Source organism: Paraburkholderia dipogonis (assembly GCF_042680985.1).
GTDB lineage: Bacteria > Pseudomonadota > Gammaproteobacteria > Burkholderiales > Burkholderiaceae > Paraburkholderia > Paraburkholderia phytofirmans.
In genome coordinates this window covers 644,153-662,007 of the sequence record NZ_JBHUFR010000016.1, presented here as the reverse complement: position 1 = coordinate 662,007, position 17,855 = coordinate 644,153, and the positions used below count along the sequence as shown (strand labels likewise).

At 62.1% G+C, this 17,855-nt stretch carries 20 protein-coding genes; 7 read left to right on the top strand and 13 right to left on the bottom strand.

Annotated elements, in window-relative coordinates; translation table 11 throughout:
- Positions 1–8: 8 nt before the first annotated feature.
- Positions 9–608, top strand: a complete 600-nt coding sequence (locus ACFSNN_RS23140) for a GNAT family N-acetyltransferase (RefSeq protein ID WP_134455901.1) — start codon at positions 9–11, stop codon at positions 606–608.
- Positions 609–680: 72 nt separating this feature from the next.
- Here ACFSNN_RS23140 and kdgT read toward each other — a convergent pair whose 3' ends face one another.
- Complete coding sequence (kdgT, locus tag ACFSNN_RS23135) at positions 681–1,706, bottom strand: 2-keto-3-deoxygluconate transporter (protein ID WP_134455900.1); 1,026 nt, start codon at positions 1,704–1,706, stop codon at positions 681–683.
- Positions 1,707–1,975: 269 nt separating this feature from the next.
- Here kdgT and kduI point away from each other — a divergent pair, with 269 nt between their 5' ends.
- The 3 genes from kduI (at position 1,976) to kdgR (ending at position 4,606) form a co-directional block, all read left to right on the top strand.
- Positions 1,976–2,812 (top strand): 5-dehydro-4-deoxy-D-glucuronate isomerase, encoded by an 837-nt coding sequence (gene kduI / locus ACFSNN_RS23130; RefSeq protein WP_134455899.1) that lies wholly within the window; start codon positions 1,976–1,978, stop codon positions 2,810–2,812.
- Positions 2,813–2,852: 40 nt separating this feature from the next.
- Positions 2,853–3,623, top strand: a complete 771-nt coding sequence (gene kduD, locus ACFSNN_RS23125) for a 2-dehydro-3-deoxy-D-gluconate 5-dehydrogenase KduD (RefSeq protein WP_134455898.1) — start codon at positions 2,853–2,855, stop codon at positions 3,621–3,623.
- A gap of 110 nt (positions 3,624–3,733) precedes the next feature.
- Positions 3,734–4,606, top strand: a complete 873-nt coding sequence (gene kdgR / locus ACFSNN_RS23120) for a DNA-binding transcriptional regulator KdgR (RefSeq protein ID WP_134455897.1) — start codon at positions 3,734–3,736, stop codon at positions 4,604–4,606.
- Positions 4,607–4,625: 19 nt separating this feature from the next.
- On the opposite strand, the gene ACFSNN_RS23115 is transcribed toward kdgR, so the two are convergent.
- Entirely contained in the window at positions 4,626–5,558 is a 933-nt protein-coding gene (locus ACFSNN_RS23115) for a TauD/TfdA dioxygenase family protein (protein ID WP_134455896.1), read from the bottom strand.
- Between the two features lie 759 nt (positions 5,559–6,317).
- Between ACFSNN_RS23115 and ACFSNN_RS23110 the strand changes: the two genes are divergently transcribed.
- Both ACFSNN_RS23110 and ACFSNN_RS23105 read left to right on the top strand, forming a co-directional pair.
- Positions 6,318–6,701, top strand: a complete 384-nt coding sequence (locus ACFSNN_RS23110; protein WP_134455895.1) for a hypothetical protein — start codon at positions 6,318–6,320, stop codon at positions 6,699–6,701.
- A gap of 78 nt (positions 6,702–6,779) precedes the next feature.
- The gene (locus ACFSNN_RS23105; RefSeq protein ID WP_106314263.1) at positions 6,780–7,028 is read left to right on the top strand and encodes a hypothetical protein; all 249 of its coding nucleotides are present in this window, start codon (positions 6,780–6,782) and stop codon (positions 7,026–7,028) included.
- Positions 7,029–7,085: 57 nt separating this feature from the next.
- On the opposite strand, the gene ACFSNN_RS23100 is transcribed toward ACFSNN_RS23105, so the two are convergent.
- The 11 genes from ACFSNN_RS23100 to ACFSNN_RS23050 form a co-directional block, all read right to left on the bottom strand.
- A complete protein-coding gene (locus tag ACFSNN_RS23100; RefSeq protein ID WP_134455894.1) occupies positions 7,086–7,328 on the bottom strand; it encodes a hypothetical protein in 243 nt (80 codons plus the stop codon).
- 267 nt (positions 7,329–7,595) lie between these two features.
- A complete protein-coding gene (locus ACFSNN_RS23095; RefSeq protein ID WP_134455893.1) occupies positions 7,596–8,234 on the bottom strand; it encodes a glutathione S-transferase family protein in 639 nt (212 codons plus the stop codon).
- A 16-nt stretch (positions 8,235–8,250) separates the two neighbouring features.
- Complete coding sequence (locus ACFSNN_RS23090; RefSeq protein WP_134455892.1) at positions 8,251–8,787, bottom strand: chromate transporter; 537 nt, start codon at positions 8,785–8,787, stop codon at positions 8,251–8,253.
- Complete coding sequence (locus ACFSNN_RS23085) at positions 8,777–9,349, bottom strand: chromate transporter (RefSeq protein ID WP_134455891.1); 573 nt, start codon at positions 9,347–9,349, stop codon at positions 8,777–8,779. The genes ACFSNN_RS23090 and ACFSNN_RS23085 overlap by 11 nt, the downstream gene beginning before the upstream one ends.
- Positions 9,350–9,430: 81 nt before the next feature.
- Positions 9,431–10,978 (bottom strand): tripartite tricarboxylate transporter permease, encoded by a 1,548-nt coding sequence (locus ACFSNN_RS23080; RefSeq protein ID WP_134455890.1) that lies wholly within the window; start codon positions 10,976–10,978, stop codon positions 9,431–9,433.
- Between the two features lie 12 nt (positions 10,979–10,990).
- The gene (locus tag ACFSNN_RS23075) at positions 10,991–11,509 is read right to left on the bottom strand and encodes a tripartite tricarboxylate transporter TctB family protein (protein ID WP_134455889.1); all 519 of its coding nucleotides are present in this window, start codon (positions 11,507–11,509) and stop codon (positions 10,991–10,993) included.
- Positions 11,510–11,667: 158 nt separating this feature from the next.
- Entirely contained in the window at positions 11,668–12,048 is a 381-nt protein-coding gene (locus tag ACFSNN_RS23070) for a VOC family protein (protein WP_012433220.1), read from the bottom strand.
- A gap of 46 nt (positions 12,049–12,094) precedes the next feature.
- Entirely contained in the window at positions 12,095–13,093 is a 999-nt protein-coding gene (locus ACFSNN_RS23065; RefSeq protein ID WP_134455888.1) for a tripartite tricarboxylate transporter substrate binding protein, read from the bottom strand.
- A 33-nt stretch (positions 13,094–13,126) separates the two neighbouring features.
- Positions 13,127–14,110, bottom strand: coding sequence for an ABC transporter substrate-binding protein (locus tag ACFSNN_RS23060; protein ID WP_134455887.1), 984 nt, complete (start codon positions 14,108–14,110; stop codon positions 13,127–13,129).
- A gap of 178 nt (positions 14,111–14,288) precedes the next feature.
- On the bottom strand, positions 14,289–15,026 hold the full coding sequence (locus ACFSNN_RS23055) for a GntR family transcriptional regulator (protein WP_012433223.1): 738 nt from the start codon (positions 15,024–15,026) through the stop codon (positions 14,289–14,291).
- 163 nt (positions 15,027–15,189) lie between these two features.
- On the bottom strand, positions 15,190–16,353 hold the full coding sequence (locus ACFSNN_RS23050) for a porin (protein ID WP_134455886.1): 1,164 nt from the start codon (positions 16,351–16,353) through the stop codon (positions 15,190–15,192).
- A 250-nt stretch (positions 16,354–16,603) separates the two neighbouring features.
- On the opposite strand from ACFSNN_RS23050, the gene ACFSNN_RS23045 reads away from it, so the two are divergent.
- The gene (locus ACFSNN_RS23045) at positions 16,604–17,854 is read left to right on the top strand and encodes an Hsp70 family protein (RefSeq protein WP_134458806.1); all 1,251 of its coding nucleotides are present in this window, start codon (positions 16,604–16,606) and stop codon (positions 17,852–17,854) included.
- Position 17,855 lies beyond the last annotated feature (1 nt).

Genomic DNA, 17,855 nt, shown 5'->3' with positions numbered 1-17,855 from the left:
TTATTGCCATGAACGATATCGACCGACGACTCATGCAACCCACGCTGACCGGCAAGACCGTGGAACTGCAGCCGCTTCAGCGACAACACGCGCAAGGTTTGCTCGACGCCGCCGCGGACGGGCAATTGTGGAAAATGAAGCTGACCGTGGTGCCCGGAGCCAGCGGCATCGACAGTTATATCGCCACCGCGCTCGAAGGCCGCGAAGCCGGCACCGTGATGCCGTTCGTGATCGTGCGGCGCGACACCGGCGCGCTGGTCGGCAGCACGCGCTTCTGGAAGATCGACCGCGCGAATCGCAAGCTCGAAATCGGCCACACGTGGCTGAGCGAATCGGTGCAACGCTCGGCGGTGAATACCGAAGCGAAGTACCTGCTGCTGCGCCACGCGTTCGAAACCATGCAATGCGTGCGCGTGCAATTCACCACCGACGAACTCAACGAGAAATCGCGCGCGGCGATTCTGCGCATCGGCGCGAAACAGGAAGGCGTGGTCCGGCATGAACGCATCATGCCGGATGGGCGTAAGCGCAACTCGGTGCGCTTTAGCATCATCGATGAGGAATGGAGTGAAGTGAAGGCGATGCTCGAGGCGAAGCTGGCGCGATAACGAAGCCATCAGCGTGCGGCCCGCTTGCGCCTCACAAATAGAAGCGCGCAAGCGAGCCGCCGTCACCCTGCTCTACACATGCACGTCCCGTTCATTCAGCGGCGGCGCATTGCCTGCCGCAGCCGCCGCGAACTCCTCGCGTAACGGATTGCGCGCATGATGCCGGCGCACCCACATCGCCGTGAGGATCGGCACCAGAATCGCGGTCACGAGACACGCCGTCGCGACCATCGCGGTGGCGGCCGGCACCAGCGGCTTGAAGCTCGGAATCATCTCGCCGATGATCGCCGGATTCGCCACCGCGGCTCCCGCCGTCGACGAAGCCGCCAGCCCCGCCGCGCCATTGCCGCCGGCGATCCAGCGGTCCGCGAAAATCAGCGGAATGCCCGTCACGACGATCACGCCGAGACCCAGCACAATCCCCGGCAGGCCGCTTTTCACGATCACGCTGAGGTCGATGCCGTTACCGAGCGCAAAGCCGAAGAACGGAATCAGCGGATGCACGCATCGGCCGAAGAATTCGCGCAGTTCGCCGTCCAGGTTGCCCAGCGTGAAGCCGACCAGAAACGGCAGCACCGCGCCGATGAACAGACGCGGCTCGAAGAACGCCACACCGGTTGCGCCGAGAATGATCATGCTGACGAGCGGCCCCGATTCGATCGACATCAGCACGAACGCGCCCGCCTCTTCTTTGGTGCCGTATTGCTGCATCACGGCCGCGTAGAGGCCGCCGTTGGTCATGTCCATCGACGTCGTGATCGCCAGCACCGAGAGGCCCGCGAAGAGCCCGGCCTTGACGCCGTCGATTGGAATGAAGTGCGACGCGATGATCGTCGCGATCCACGCCACGAGCATTTTCGTCACCAGCAACGTGCCCGACTTGCGCAGCACCGTGCCGGTCGCCCGCAGATCGATGGTCGCGCCCATGCAGAAGAACCACACCGCCAGAATCGGCACGGTGCCGGAGATCAAGCCATTGGTGAACGAGCCGAAGTACTTGCCCGCGCCCGGCGCAAATGTGTGGACGCAGGCGCCGAGCAGCAACGGCACCAACATCAGGCCGCCAGGAATGCGGTCGATGGCCTTCTTGAGCTTCATGCCTCCTCCATGGACTTCGCGTCCAGTTATTGGGTAATTCACCCTGGGTAATGTCCCGTTCTCACGCCGGGCTGCTCCCTTTCGGCGCAATATAGCATCGCGAAAGGAACGCTGTTCCGTTTCTGCTAGAAATCTCGCTCATCGTTTACCCCTGTGTTCTTTGAAATCCTTGCTAGCCATGCTGTCGCGTCGCAAAATTTCCGGACCACTGTTCCGAAACTGCATTTCTGCGCTACAGTCGAGCCCACAACCCCAGCGGAGGAAGAACAATGGAAGTGAGACAGGCCATCAATAGCGACTACGCGAAGACGCTCGATACCGAGGGGCTGCGCAAGGCGTTTCTGGTCGATCAGGTGTTCGAGCGCGATGCGCTAAAGCTGACCTATAGCCATATCGACCGGATCATCGTCGGCGGCGCGATGCCGGTGGCGCGCGCGGTCGAGGTGCCCGGTTCGCTCGGCAAGTCGATCGGCGTGAGCTATCTGCTGGAGCGGCGCGAACTCGGTGCGATCAACATCGGCGGCGACGGCTGGGTCGACGTGGACGGCACGCGCCACACGGTGCGCAACGAAGAGGCGATCTACATCGGCCAAGGCACGCAAGCCATCGCCTTCGGCAGCGACGACGCCGCGCGTCCCGCCAGGTTTTACCTGAACTGCGCGCCCGCCCACACGTCGTATCCGACTCGCACGATCTCGCTTGCGCAAGCCTCGCCGCAAACGCTCGGAGACCCCGCCACGAGCAACCGCCGCACCATCTACAAGTTCATCGTTCCCGAAGTGCTGCCCACCTGCCAGCTTTCCATGGGCATGACGAAACTCGAACCGGGCAGCCTGTGGAACACCATGCCGTGCCATACGCACGAACGCCGCATGGAGGTGTATTTCTATTTCAATATCGCCGACGACGCCGCCGTCTTTCACATGATGGGCGAGCCGAACGAGACGCGGCATATTCTCGTGCACAACGAGCAGGCGGTGATTTCGCCGAGCTGGTCGATTCACTCCGGCGTCGGCACGCGGGCGTACACGTTCATCTGGGGCATGGTCGGCGAAAACCAGGTGTTCGGCGATATGGATCACATCGCAGTGCGGGATTTGCGTTGATGCGCAGCCCTTTCCACATCAGCAACCACGACTGCACGACATGGGCTTGAACATCGTGAATCCCTTTGATCTTTCCGGCCGCGTCGCCATCGTCACCGGCAGCAATACGGGCCTCGGCGCCGGCATGGCCGTCGCGCTTGCCGCAGCGGGTTGCGACATCGTCGGCGTGAGCCGCGCCGACGCCGGCGACACTGCGGCGCGCGTCGAAGCATGCGGACGCCGCTTCGCGGACGTGCGCGCCGATCTCGGCTCGATCGCGCCGGTCGAGGACATCGTGCGCGCCGCGCTCGAAGCGTTCGGCCGCGTCGACGTGCTGGTGAACAACGCGGGCATCATCCGCCGCGAGGACGCGCTCGATTTCACCGAAGCCGACTGGGACGCCGTGGTGGACGTCAATCTGAAGAGCCTGTTCTTTCTCTCGCAGGCCGCCGCGCGGCAGTTCGTCAAGCAGCAAGGCGGCGGCAAGATCATCAATGTCGCGTCGATGCTGTCGTTCCAGGGCGGCATCCGCGTTGCGTCCTACACGGCGTCGAAAAGCGGCGTGCTGGGTCTGACGCGGCTGCTCGCGAACGAATGGGCCGCTCAAGGCATCAACGTCAACGCTATTGCGCCCGGCTACATGGCGACCGCGAACACCGCCGCGCTGCGCGGCGACGCCCAGCGCAACGACGAGATTCTCAGCCGCATTCCAGCCGCCCGCTGGGGCACGCCGGGCGATCTCGCGGGACCGGTGGTGTTCCTCGCGTCACCCGCTTCGGACTACGTGCATGGGCATACACTGGCGGTAGACGGCGGCTGGCTCGCGCGCTGACTCGGCAGCCGGCGCCGGACGCGGTATGCTCTCGGCGCCTCGCCGGAGCATCGGCAAGCGCGGCAAAGTTGCGGGAACGTTGTGGGAACGGATAGACAGGGAACACGGAAATGGCATCGACAGGCAAACAGCGCAAGGACGACGGCACCGCACAGGCGCAAGACGCGGAGAACGCCGACTGCGGCGACAAGGGCGAATCGGCCTCGTCCATTGGCCGCGTCTTCGCGATTCTCGGCGCGATCGGCGACAGCGGACAGATCGGCATCAGCGAACTGTCGCAACGGCTCGGCATGTCGAAGACCACCGTGCACCGCGTGATCCAGACGCTGAAGGCGCTCGGGTACGTGACGCAAGAAGTGGAAACCGAGCGCTACCGGTTGACCATCCGCCTGTTCGAACTCGGCGCGAAGGCGCTGGAAAGTGTCGATCTGGTGCGCGAGGCGGACGTGGAAATGCGCCGCATCGGCGAAGCGACGCGCGAGGCGGTGCACCTCGGCGCATTCGACGAAGACGCCATCATCTACATTCACAAGATCGATGCGGACTACGGGCTGCGCATGCAGTCGCGCATCGGCCGGCGCAATCCGCTGCACAGCACGGCGATCGGCAAGGTGTTGCTGGCGTGGATGGATCCGGCCGACGCGCGCGAAGTGCTCTCGCACGTCGAATTCCGCAAGTCGACGCAGAAGACGCTCTCCTCCGCCGAGGCCGTGCTGAACATTCTGCCGCACGTGCGCGAGCAAGGTTACGGCGAAGACAACGAGGAACAGGAGGAAGGCCTGCGGTGTCTCGCGGTGCCGGTGTTCGACCGCTTCGGCCGCGTAATCGCGGGCCTGTCGATTTCGTTTCCGACCATGCGCTGCGGCGCCGACACGAAGTCGCACTACGTCGCGCTGCTCAGGAAGTCGGGCCTCGCGATCTCGACGCGGCTCGGTTATCGCGAAACGACGGCGCCGGAACAGATCGCCGCCGAGCCGGGCTGAACGTTAGATCCTCAGGCCGTCAGGCCGCCTTCGCCGGCGGGTTGGGCTGCACGCTGCGCGTAAAACTGCGGCGGCCGTCCACACTCACCGGCACGTCTCCCTTCAGCGTCACGCGGCGCACCACGCGGTGCGCGTCGCCGTAATCGTTGACGGCGTAGTGCTGGGTCGCGCGGTTGTCCCAGATCGCAACGTCGCCGGCCTGCCAGCGCCAGCGCACGATGTTCTCGTGACGCGTCACGTAGCCTTGCAGCAGCTCCAGCAGATGCGCCGACGCGCTCGGCACGAGACCCACGAAACTCTTCACGAAATGCCCGAGAATCAGCGTCTTTTCGCCGGACTCGGGATGCACGCGCACAACCGGATGCTCGGTTTCGTAACGCGTCGACACGAACGCCTCGCGGTGACGCCTGATCGCTTCGACGTCGCGGCCGCGCTCGCCGACGCTGGTGTGATTCGCGTAGTCGTAGTCGTTGCTGTGCACGGCCCAGAGTTGCTCGGCGAGCACTTTGAGCGGCGGCGGCAGATCGTCGTACGCGGTGGCCGTGTTGGCCCACACCGTGTCGCCGCCCACTTCCGGAATCGTTACGCCGCGCAGGATCGACGCCTGCGGATAAGCGTCGACGAAAGTCACGTCCGTGTGCCATGAATTGGCGCGGCCGCCGCGATGCGAGTCGAGTTCGAGCAGATAGTCCGTGCCGTCCACCACCGGCACCGTGGGATGCGAAACCGGCTCGCCGAGCAGCCTGGCGAAGGCTTCCTGATCGGCATCCTGCAAGTGCGTCTGGCCACGGAAAAAGATCACCTTGTGACGTATCAGAGCCGCGCGAATCGCTTCGACGGTGGCCGCTTCGAGTTGGCTCGACAGCCGCACGCCGCGAATTTCCGCGCCGATGCGGCCAGTGACGGGATGAATGTCCAGTGCGTTGGACGTCGCGAGACTCAGATTCGACATGCTATGCCACTCCTGGTGTGAGGACGATCGGAAACGAGAGAGGCCGGCGCTGACCGGCACGAATGCGATTGAACTGAAGCGGCTGACGCTCAGCCGATGCAGCGATCTAACCAGTCCCGGCGGCGCGCGTAAAACACTTGTTTCTCATGTGCTTATCACTCGCGACGGCATAAGGATCGCGTGCGGATGCGATGACGCCGATATCGTCACGGCGCTGTCGTTCATGTTCGCTATCGACGCTCGCGTATCGCGCGAACGTATGCGCACGTGGCGTCAGCGCGATAAATCGGCCAGGAATGCAGATCGGCGCAGTTAGTCTGCAACCGAATGTATCTGCACGGCATAGCCGCAACGACACGCGCCGCGGCATGCGCGAAACGCTCGGCGAATCCGTCTTTTACACAATCCGTTCAATGGCTTGCACTTGCCGCCGCTCGCGTCGCCCCTCTCCTCCCTGGACATTCAAGCACGCTATTCACACGCCGCACGCGTTGCCCGCATGCACGCAATCGACACGTCCTGTTACACACAAACACACCGGAAATACCGCGGCTCAGTAGAGTTCGGGTCACAGAGAAACAGGAGCAATGTCATGAAAAGAATTTTCGCGCTGGTCATTCTGGCCGTCACGCTCGGCAGTGCACTGGGCGGTTGCATCGTGGTTCCGGAAGGCGGCTACCACAATCACTATCACGATCGCTATTGAACGCGAGTCGCGCAGGACTTTCCACCCACCCTCGTAGAAGCCGGAAATAAAACATGAAGCAATCACAAAACCGCTGGCTGTCCATGGCGATCGTCGCGGGTCTCGGAATCGGCGCGTCGTCGGTCGCGCTGGCCCACGTCGATGTGGGCGTGAACATCGGCGTTCCGGGCGTCGTTTATGCGCCAGAACCCGTGTACGCTCCGCCGCCCCCGCCGGTCTATGCTCCGGCTCCGCCGGTGGTCGTCGTGAGTCCCGGCTGGTACGGCGAGCGCTATTACGACGGCAACCGCTACTGGGAACGGCGCGAGTGGGAAGAGCGTCATCACGGCGGACGCGAATGGCATGAAGCGCGTGGGCCGCACGGCGACTGGCGCGGTCACGATAACGGCTGGCATGGTCATGGCGACGATCGCGATCACGGCCACGGCGATCATTGATGCGTAGGCCGCGGCCGCGTCGACGACGCGGCCGTGCCGCGCACGCATTCGCGCCACATGTTCTGCAGGAGCGACGATTTGCTACGCAGCGATCCGAGACGAGTCACCGCGCACATCAACGACACGCTGATCTGCGCCGAATACAGCGAACAGACCGGTCAATTGTGTTTGCGTCAGGACGGCGCACTGTTGCGCGAATGGTTTCCACCGCACTCGTGGATCGCGATTGCGTCAGTGGCGGGCGCGCGGCATTGGGGCACGCGGCCTAGCGATGATGATTTGCTGGCGCTGCTGCACAACGAGATGACACTGTTGCGCACGCCATAGAAGAAGAGAGTCGGTCTCGCGCGCGGTGACAGGCTCGCCGCGCGCTTCTTGAAATGCTTAACGCACGTTGCGAATCGGCGGCGAATACGAGCTGATCGTCGTATCGCTACCTTGACCTGCCTGCCACGTGCCGACGCTGGCTGAACCGTATCCACTATTATTGACCTGGGCCGAATCCTGACGGCCCGCAGCTTGCGTTTGCGCGCCTTGCGATGCGGGGTCATTGGACGACTGGGCGAACGAGGCTACCGGCGCGGCGAGAACAACGGCGATAGCAACGGCTTGAATGAGCGACTTCATGAAACCACCTCCAGAGATTGTCTTTCTACGCGCTGCGGCAAGGGCTGTCGTTACAGCGGTAGAAAGAGTGTAGGTGGCGAGCGCGGCGGGATAAATCCGCTAATCCTGAATTCACTGTTGCTGCTGCCACTACAATGAAAAACGGCTGTTCAGTGAGTGCTTTTCAAATTTTCATTTGACTGAAATTCGCCGTTTCTCCAACAGCAATCGAGAGACTGTTCTGCGTGGCGCGCACAGTGGCGGTCAGGTCCCGCGTAGATCACCCCATTAAGCGACCGCCACGGAAAACGCCGGCCTCGCCTTGATCGCTCGAAGCCATCGATCCAGCGAAGCCAACGGCTGCGGCGCCCCCAACGTGTCCGGGAACCGCTCAGCCAGTTGCACCCAGCGATGCGCCGCGAGGCCGACGCCGATATCGGCCACCGTAAAGCGATCCTGCGCGAGGTAGTCGTGCTTTTCGAGGATCGCGTCCACGATGCCCAGAAGCCGCGTTGATTCACGATATGAACGCGCGATGGCGTCGTAATCGCGTTGCGCCTCCGGCACACGCGTGAGCCCCAGAAACGTGACGCGCAACGTCGCCCACAGCGTGCCGAGTTGCCAGTCCATCCAGCGCTCGACGTCGGCACGCGCAGCCGGTTCGGACGGCAAGAGCGCCTGCGCGTCATATTTCGCGGCCAGATAGCGGACAATCGTATTCGACTCCCACAACACCGTGTCGCCGTCGACGAGCGTCGGCACCAGGCCATTCGGATTGCGCGCACGATATTCCGGCGTGTCGATCACGCCGTACTCCAGTCCCGCGTCGATCCGCGAAAACTCCCGGCCTTCTTCGAAACCCAGTTCAGCGAGACACCACAGCACTTTCTGCACGTTGATCGAATTGCGTCTGCCATAGACCTGCATTGCCATACCTCGTTAGCTAGAGAACGTGGCCGATTATCACATTCACAAGTCCCGCGGCGAACAGAACGATCAGGGGATTCATCTTCGGCCGCGCAAGAAAAATGCTCAACGCGATGGCCGCGAGCGCCCAGATCGTCCACGTCGAAGAAGAAGCGCGCAGCACGGAAAATGCGCCGGCGAGTATCAGCCCGGTCGCGATCGGAGCAAGGCCCTGCTCCGCCGTCCGATGCCAGGGATGCTGCTTGTGCCGCGTCCATGCGAGTGTCGCCCCGTAGGCGAGCGCCGAAGACGGCACGAACAGCGCGAGCGACGCTATCACCGCGCCGGGAAGGCCCGACGCCTTCCAGCCGATCAAGGTGGTCAGCAATGCGCCCGGTCCAGGCGCCGCGCGCGAAATCGCGAACAGGTCGACGAATTCGGCTTGCGTCACCCAGCCGTGGATCGTCACTGCCTGCTGGTTGATATCGGCGACGATACTTTGTCCGCCGCCCAGCGACAGTAGCGACAAAGGCGCGAATACGGCGATGAGTTGCAGATAGATGTTATTGCGCACCTTGGCGGCTCCTCTGCGCAACGTACAGACCAGCGGCTCCCGTCACGATCGCGACCGGCACGAGCGGCCAGCGCAATACGCCGACTGCGACGAACACTACGACGATCATCGCGAGCGGCCAGCGTTGCGCCGTGAGCAGCGAGCGCGCGGTACGAAAGCCCACCGACGCGGTCATGCCGATCGCCGCCGCGGCGACGCCTTCGAGAAACTCATGCAGCCATGCGAGTTGCGCGAACTGATGAAACACCGTGGCGAGCAGGACGATGACGACCATCGGTGGCACCAGTAGCGCGGACACTGCCACCGTGCTGCCGATCGCGCCTTTCATGCGGTAGCCGACATAGATCGACAGATTGATCACGTTCGAGCCGGGCAGGATCTGGCCGAGCGTGAGGGCGCCGAGGAATTCGTCTTCTTCCAGCCATCCTCGTTGCGTGACCACCTCGCGGTATATCCAGGCGGATAGACCGCCGCCGAAACTCGTCAGTCCGACCCGCGCGAAGAGCAGAAGAATTTCCAGCAGCGTTACGTCGCCCGGTTTGCGCCCGGATATTGATTGCATGCGGACTTTCCTTCTGCTGTGTCATATCGCGGCGCAGGCAGCGATGAGTGCTGCATGCACAAGGTAAGCCTCGGATAAAACTCAATGCCGCTCGTTCGCCAGCCGATGCGCGGCGGCAACCTGCTCCTCCACTTCGCGCACCAGCTTCGACGACTTCCTCCGACGGCTCCAGACCGACGCCCCGACGCTGACGGCGGCACAACCGAGCAGACTCGCGGCAATCGGACTGCGAAGAAACACGCTCGGATCGCCATTCGAAATCGTCAATGCCTGACGGAACGACTGCTCGAGCGTATGGCCCAGAATCAGGCCGAAAAGCAGCGGCGCCTTGGGAATGTCGAACTTGCGAAACGCGTAGCCGACAATGCCGAAGAACAGTGCGAGGAACAGATCGAACACATCGTTACTGAACGAATACACGCCCGCCGATGCAATCACCAGAATCAGACACAGCAGCACGCCGGACGGCACGTACAGAATGCGCGACAGAATACCCACGAGCGGCAGATTGAGCAGCAACAGCATGATGTTGCCGACGTACATGCTCGCGATAAGCCCCCACACCAGATCCGGTTGCGTGTGAAAAAGCATCGGGCCCGGCTGGATGCCGTACATGATGAACGCGCCCATGATCACCGCTGTCGCGCCCGAACCCGGCACGCCGAGCGCCAGCAGATGCACAAATGCGCCGCACGTGTCCGCGTTGGTGGCGGCTTCCGGCGCGGCGACACCTTCAATGGCACCATGGCCGAACTCTTCGGGATGCTTCGAGACCTTCTTTTCCAGCACATACGAGAGCATGGCCGCGAGCGTGCCGCCGAGGCCCGGCGCCGCGCCGCAGAGAAAGCCGACCGCCGAGCCGCGGAAGATCGCGGGCCGCGCGCGCCGCCATTCCGCGCGAGTGAACCACAGCTTGCCTTCGACACGCACCGTATGCAGCGTGCCGCCGAGCGTGCCTTCCACCATCCGGCTGACTTCGGCAATGGCAAACAGGCCGACCACTACAACCAGAAAGTTCACGCGATCCTGCAACTGCGTGAGGCCGAGCGTAAAGCGCGGCACCCCGCTTTGCAGGTCGATGCCCACGGTCGCGAGACCGAGTCCCATGAACACCGCCATCATGCCTTTGCCCAACGAATCGCCGGTCAGCGCGCCGACTGTGGACAGCGCGAAGCAGATCAGCGCGAAATATTCAGTAGGTCCGAAATGCAGCGCGACGGCAGCGAGCGGCGCCGCCACGAACGCCAGCGCGGTGACACCCATCATGCCGGCCATGAACGAGCTGACGGCGGCAATTGCCAGCGTCGCAGCCGCTCGGCCTTTTCGCGCCAGTGGATAGCCGTCGAGCACCGTCATCACCGCGGCGGCATCGCCCGGCGTGTTGAGCAGGATGGCCGTGACCGCGCCGCCGTACATGCAACCGTAGTAAATGCCGGTAAGCATCATGAGCGCGGAAATCGGATCCATGCCGAAGGTCACCGGAATCAGCAACGCGATTCCCGCCGACGGGCCGATGCCCGGCAAATGGCTGATCATCGTGCCGATAAAAACGCCGAAAAGCGTATACATGAGATGCATCGGCGTCGCGGCAACCGCGAGTCCGTGCAGAATGCCATGCAGACTGTCCATGATGCGAACGCCTCAGAATGGGAGAAGGCCGGTCGGCACCGGAACGCCGAGAAGCTGGGAAAACAGCAGATCGAAAACCACGGTCACGCCGAGCGCGATGGCTAGATTGGTTTTGTGGCGCCGGCGGTTGAAATAGCTGAGCAAGCCAAACAGAAAGACCGAGGTCGAGAGTACGTAGCCCACAGGCTCGAAACACAGGTAATAGATGGCAGTCCAGATCACCATGCTGATCAGAATGAACGGACGCTGTTTCGGCTCCGGTACGGCATGGTCCACGAGCACGGGTTCTGCGTCGGCCGCTGTTTGTGCGGGAGGCGGTTCGGCCGCTTTCGCATGCGCCTTGCCACGCCCTTCGAGTAGAAGAACGACTGCCGAGGCGATCAGTCCCACACCGACGAGAGCCGGAAACGCCTTAGGCCCGAGCGGGTCGCTCAGCCGGACTTCCGGCAGACGCATATCCATGTACAGGTACACGACGGCGAGCGCCATCACGCAGAATGCGAGCCATACGTCGCTTCTGATGCTTTTCATGTCTCCTCCAGAGTTCGACTCCCGAGAGGATCGCCAACCTCGGTGATCCTCTCAGGTTCGCCCAGTCCGCGTGGGACTCGCGTAGTCGTGCTCGTTGATCCGCTTGCGCCGGGTTGTCCCCGTGCGCTGCTCTACCTGTCAGCAACGACAGCGCCGAATCACTTCTCGTTGTAGCGGCCCGGCTTCACCACTTCGGCGATCGTGCCGTCCGGCGCACGGAACTTCAGCGCACCCTCGCCCTTTGCCGAAAGAATCTCACCACCGTACTGCCTGATCTTTTCAGCGGCGGCTTCCTGGTCGTCGACCGTCACGCCCCAGTGGTGCAAACGCGGACCTGCGCCGGCAATCTGCGCTTCGTGCGAGTCTTCGCTGTCGTACTTCATCAGCGTGAAGTCGATGTGACCGTCGGTCATGTGGCGCGAGATATGTTCGCGATTGCGGCCGGTCTTCACTTCCGTGAAGCCGAACACTTCGGTATAGAAACGGGTGGCCTGCTCGAGGTCGTCGACCTTGACTGCGAGGTGAACGATGCGTGACATATGGATCTCCATGTCGATAGGTACTGCGGGTTAAAAGAAAGATTCGCTACTTCGCGATGCCAAGTTCGCCAAGCAGAGGGGTCAGGCGATTGCGCTCGCCCTGAAGGAAAGCACGGGTCTGAGTGCTGTTCTTGTAGTCGGCGGTCCAGAGATTGCGCTTCACGGCGACCGCCCATTCCGGCGATGCGGTGGCCTTCTGCAATACGTTGTCCCACCACGCTATTTCGGCGGGCGTCATGTTCTTCGGGCCGACCAGCACGCGCCAGGTCGTGAAGTCCACATTGATGCCCTGCTCTTTCCACGTCGGCACGTTCGCGAGTTCGCCGCCTTGACGCGCGCCGCCGGGAATCGCGATCATGCGCACGCTGCCCGATTTGCTCGGTCCCAGCACCACACCGGCGGGCGTCGCCGCCGCGGTCACGTGGCCGCCCATCAGCGCGGTCAACGCTTCACCGCCGGAGTCGAAGAACACGACCTTGATCTTCTTCGGATCCTGGCCGGCGCCCTTCATTACCAAGGCCGCGGCGTCGTGACTCTGGCCGCCGGGCGAACTCGACACGCCAAGCGTGACGCTGGTCGGGTCTTTCTTGAGCATCTGCACGAGATCGCTGCCCGACTTGATCGGCGAATTGCCCGGCACGGAGAACACCACCTGTTCAGTGACGAATACGGCGAGCGGCGTCACATCGTCGATGCCTACCGTGGAAAGGCCCGTGATCCGGTTGGTGATCAGCGGCAGCGCCTGGACCGTGACGAAGTGGCCGTCGGCTTCGTGTGAATTGATGTACGCAATGCTCACCGTGCCGCCACCGCCCGGACGGTTGATGACCGTCACGGGTTTGGGCGAGAGCTTCTCCTGCTGAATCACGCTCTGCAACGTGCGCGCGACCAGATCGAGTCCGCCGCCGGGCGCGCTCGGCACGACGATTTCGATCGGGCGCCGGGGCTGCCATGCGTCCGCGGCATTGGCGAGCGTCGCGCACGCTGCAAGCAACGCAACACAGATGCCTCGCGCGACACTCGATGTCTCAAGCCTCCTCTTCACTTTCGTCTCCTATTTATGGTGCTCTATTGCGGTTTAAAAATTGAATGCGTCGAAGGTGCTGGCGGCGAAGAGTTTCTCCATCGGCACCTCGTCCTGAATCAGGCCGTCGCTTTTCGCATAACGCTGCAACGTATCGAGGTCGAGACGGTTCTCTTTCAGACCGTAGCGCCAGTAGTCGTCGCCCATCAGCGATTTGACGCACTCGTATTCGGATGTGATCCACGGATGCATTACGCGCAACGTGTCGGTGATCGCGAGTTCGCTGAGGGCGATATCGCGCGACTTCCTGAACGCGGCAAACACGTTGACCGGCAACCACGGATGCTGTTCGACGAGCGAGCGGCGAATGCCGACCATGTGCATGGGCGGGAACAGCCGTGTTTTGCGAAACCACGCTTCCTCGTTTTCGCGGAAAGCGGGAAAGAGCCGCTGCACGTGTTCATTGCGGCCGAAGCACGATGGCGGCTTCGGCGCGATCAGTGCATCAATTTCGCCTTTGTCGAGCAGACGCGCGAGTGTCTGGTCCGCGGCGATCGGTTCCACCTGAATCGCGGAAGACAGGTTGTAGGGTACGCGCGCCTCCCGGCCCGCCTGCTCCAGGCCGCCGATCACCCATTGCACGTCGCAGCTGCTCACACCGTATTCGTCCGCGAGCATGCCGCGCACCCAGATGCCCGCCGTCTGCTGGAAGTCGGGCACGCCGATGCGGCGGCCCTTTAGCGCCTGCGGAGAATCGATACCGCGATCGTTGCGGATATAGATCGCCGAATGACGGAACGAGCGCGACAGAAACACCGGCACGCCGATATAACTGGTTTGCCCACGCGCGGTGGTCAACAGATGCGTGCCGAGCGACAACTCCGAGATATCGAATTCGTCATGACGGAATGCGCGTTGAAAGAGTTCCTCGGCGGGCCCATTCACGAAGTTGATCTTGCATCCGTCGATCGCGACCTTTCCGTCGAGCAGCGCACGTGTGCGGTCGGTAATCTGACAAGCCAGCGATAGTTCAAGCATAGAAGTAAAGCGCCGTAGGCTGGTATAGAAACTGGGGAATAGTGCTTAAAACAAGCTGAAATATCATTACGTCATTCGTAGTGCAAACTAATGATCGTGCACCCGACTCAACGTTGGGCGCCCATCAATCCGCGCTCTTCGAACGCGGTCCTACCTCGGTTTTTCTGTGGCTCGCTCGTTAGGCGATCTGATCCGTGGCGGGCGGCGCTACCGCTTCTTCGCCGGATTTCACCATGCCGTCCAACGCGACGAGCATGCGCTCCTTGCCCTTCGACACGTGACTGAAACTCATCTCGTAGCTCAGGCTGGCATTACGGGATTTCAGCGCGTTGACGATCTCGCGGTGCTCTTCATTCGACTGCAGCAACGCGCCACGCTGAACCATTCCATGCACGCGGAACAGATGGAATTCCTTGACGAAGCCGCGATACAGCTTGATCAATCGCGAGTTGCCCGTCGATCGCACGATGTAATCGTGAAACTCGAGGTTCAACGGATCGAAGCGCGAAAAATCGCCTTTCTGCGCGGCTTCCTGCATTTCGTCGACATAGGCGTCGAGCTGGGTCGCCATGTCATCGGTCAGGAGTGGTGCGAGCAACGACGCCGACAATGCAGTGAGTCCCGCGCGCAGATCGTAGACTTCAATCGCATCGTCACGCGTGACACGCTGAATGAACACGCCACGCTGCGGGATCAGATACACGAGGCCGAGTTCGGCAAGCGCGCGGCACGCCTCGCGCACCGGCCCGCGGCTCACCGACAGCTTGTCCGCGACGGCCTTCTCGTTGAGCCGTTGCCCCGGCTTCAACTCGCCGCTCAGAATCATTCGCTCGATCTCATGCTGCACGACGCCGGTCAATGTATGCGCCCGGAAATCAGCCAGGGAGACGGTTGGGGATATGTGATCAGTTTCCATGAAAACGAGTCTATGTGGCACCCTGAAAAATGTCAACACTTTACTTTTCACGACCTCATCCCTGCGAAACGCCCTTGCAGCGGGCCTGACACGTTTGCCATCTCACTGACATTTTCAGGTCAGATCCATCCGCCGACGTACGACATGCTCGTGCGCCGGGCCCTCAAAACCGATGCCGCATCCCGATCCGGAAAGCCAGCTGGTTCTGCGCATCGCTGCCCGAGTTGCCGAAGTAGCTCGTCGATTTGCCGATCATTGCCTGAACCGGCACACCGTCGTTGTTGCCGGACGCCTTCTGATAAATGGCGAGCGCATACACGCTGGTGCGCTTGCTCAGCGAATACTCGACACTGCTGTTGATCTGGTTCCACGTGCCCGTCGACGACCCTCGAACCTGCGTACGCGTGTAGCCCAGCGCGGCCTCCAGCGGCGCGGTGACCTGATACACCACGCCGCCTTCGTAAATGTTCAGCGTGGCGGCCGTGTGATCCAGGTTCTCGAGCCGGGTGTTGGTCCACAGCGCGTAGCCGAGTACCTTGCCGAACTGATATTTGGCGCCGAGACCCAAGCTGCGCAAATCCCGTTCGCCGAGCGGATCCAGATTGGCGAGCGTCAGTTTGAGCGGCGGCACTTCCTGCAACGGATACGTGATGTCCGTATAGGCGAAGCCCATGCTGAACGGCCCATTCTTGTAGTCGACGCCGAAGCTGTAGGTCCGGGACGAGCCGCCCTTGCCGTTGTCGCCGTTCGAACCGCCGAACTCGCCCGCCGCATTCGAAAAGCCGTACATGGCGCCGACCTTGAAGCCGTACATGCGCACGCTGTCGAATTTCACCGAGTTGTTGATCCGCACCGAGGTCAGCAGATCGAGCGTGTCGATGTGATAAGCGTAAGCGTCGCCGGCAGTGAGGCCGCCGGTCGAATAGCGGTTCAGATAATCGTGCGAGAACGGATACTGACGGCCCATCGTGAACGAGCCCGCGCCGCTTTTGGATATGCCCACGAAAGCCTGCCGGCCGAACAGCGCGCCGCCCTGGCTGATCGAACCGTCGGCAAGACCGAAGCCATTTTCCAACGTGAAAATGGCCTTATAACCGCCGCCGAGATCTTCCGCGCCCTTCAAACCCCAGCGGTTGCCGCCGTTGATACCGTCGTCGAACTTGACCAGGCTCGAACTGCCGCCGGAGGCGTTCTGCGCATGATTGACGTAGCTGATGCCGGCGTCGATCAATCCATAAAGAGTCACGCTGCTCTGCGCGTGGGCCGCGCCAGCCAACCCTCCTAGTGCTACGGCGCATATCAGCTTCTGAGCCTTGTGGGTGTTCACTTAAGTCTCCTAATTTTTATATCGGATTGAAAGGAATTTCTCGATTCGGGTTTCGGCCTCCACCGCTGTCCTCGAACTTCCACCTTCAACTGCCTTACAGCCGAATTCCGCACTTCCACGTTCCGGCGACGCAACCCGCCGCCAGAGCAGGTTCCGCCGATGCGTCACAACTTGAAACGGAGTGTCGAAGGTTTTATGATAAATGTCAACATTTTACAGACCCAGGGTTTTCCTGACACTCGGCATCGATATGGCTTACTGCGCAATAGATTTCGGCACTTCAAATTCAGCCATTGCGGTCCCGGATCGCGACCGCATCGCACTCGTTTCCGTTGAAAAAGGCGCCGCCACCCTGCCGACGGCCATCTTCTTCAACAGCGACGACCACACTCACGCATTCGGACGCGCCGCACTGTCGGCCTACGTCGACGGTTTCGACGGCCGCCTGATGCGCGCCATCAAAAGCATTCTCGGGACGGGCATCGCGGAATCCAGCACAGCCTTGGGCGACGGATCGGCAATCGCGTATCTCGACGTGATCGCTATGTTCGTCGGGCATCTGAAGGGCTGCGCGCAAACGCGTCTCGGCGCGCCGATCGATCGCGCGGTGCTCGGCCGTCCGGTGTTTTTCGTCGACGACGACCCGGCCGCCGACGCCCGCGCGCAACGACAGCTCGAAGCGTCCGCCCGCTCGATGGGTTTTCGCTACCTCGAATTCCAGTACGAGCCGCTCGCCGCGGCCTTCGATTACGAATCGCGGCTCGGAGAAGAAAAAGTCGTGCTGGTCGCCGACATCGGCGGAGGCACGTCGGACTTCTCACTGGTGCGGGTGGGTCCGCAGCGAATGTCGAGGATGGATCGCAAGGACGACGTGCTTGCGCATCACGGTGTGCATGTCGCGGGAACGGATGTCGACCGGCGGGTCGAACTCGCCGCGATTCTGCGAGAGGCCGGTTACCGCAGCCTGGACAAGGAAGGACGTGAAATACCGAATCGCGCCTATTTCGATCTGGCGACGTGGCATCTGATCAACTCGCTCTACTCGCCCAAGCGGCAAACCGAGCTGCGGCTCATGCGCCATCTGTACCGGAACCCGCTTCATCATGACCGGCTGATGCGAGTAGTGGACCGGCGGCTCGGCCATGCGCTCGCCGCGAGTGCGGAACGGGCAAAGATCGCGATTGCGGCTGGCGGCGACACGCTAATCGAGATCGACCCGATCGAGCCGGGCCTGAGCGTCGCTTTCGACGAACAGCAACTCGTCGACGCCACGCGCGAGGAACGCACGCGGATCGTTCACGCCGCGCGGGAGACGGCGCGGCTGGCCGGCATCGCCGCGTGCAAGGTCGATGCCGTCTATTTCACCGGCGGATCGACGGGACTCACCTCCTTGACCCGCGCCATTGCGGGCGCGTTTCCCGAAACCGAACTCGTATTTGGCGATCCGCTAGCGAGCGTGGCTACCGGCCTCGGCATCCACGCAAAACGGGTGTTTGGCTAGC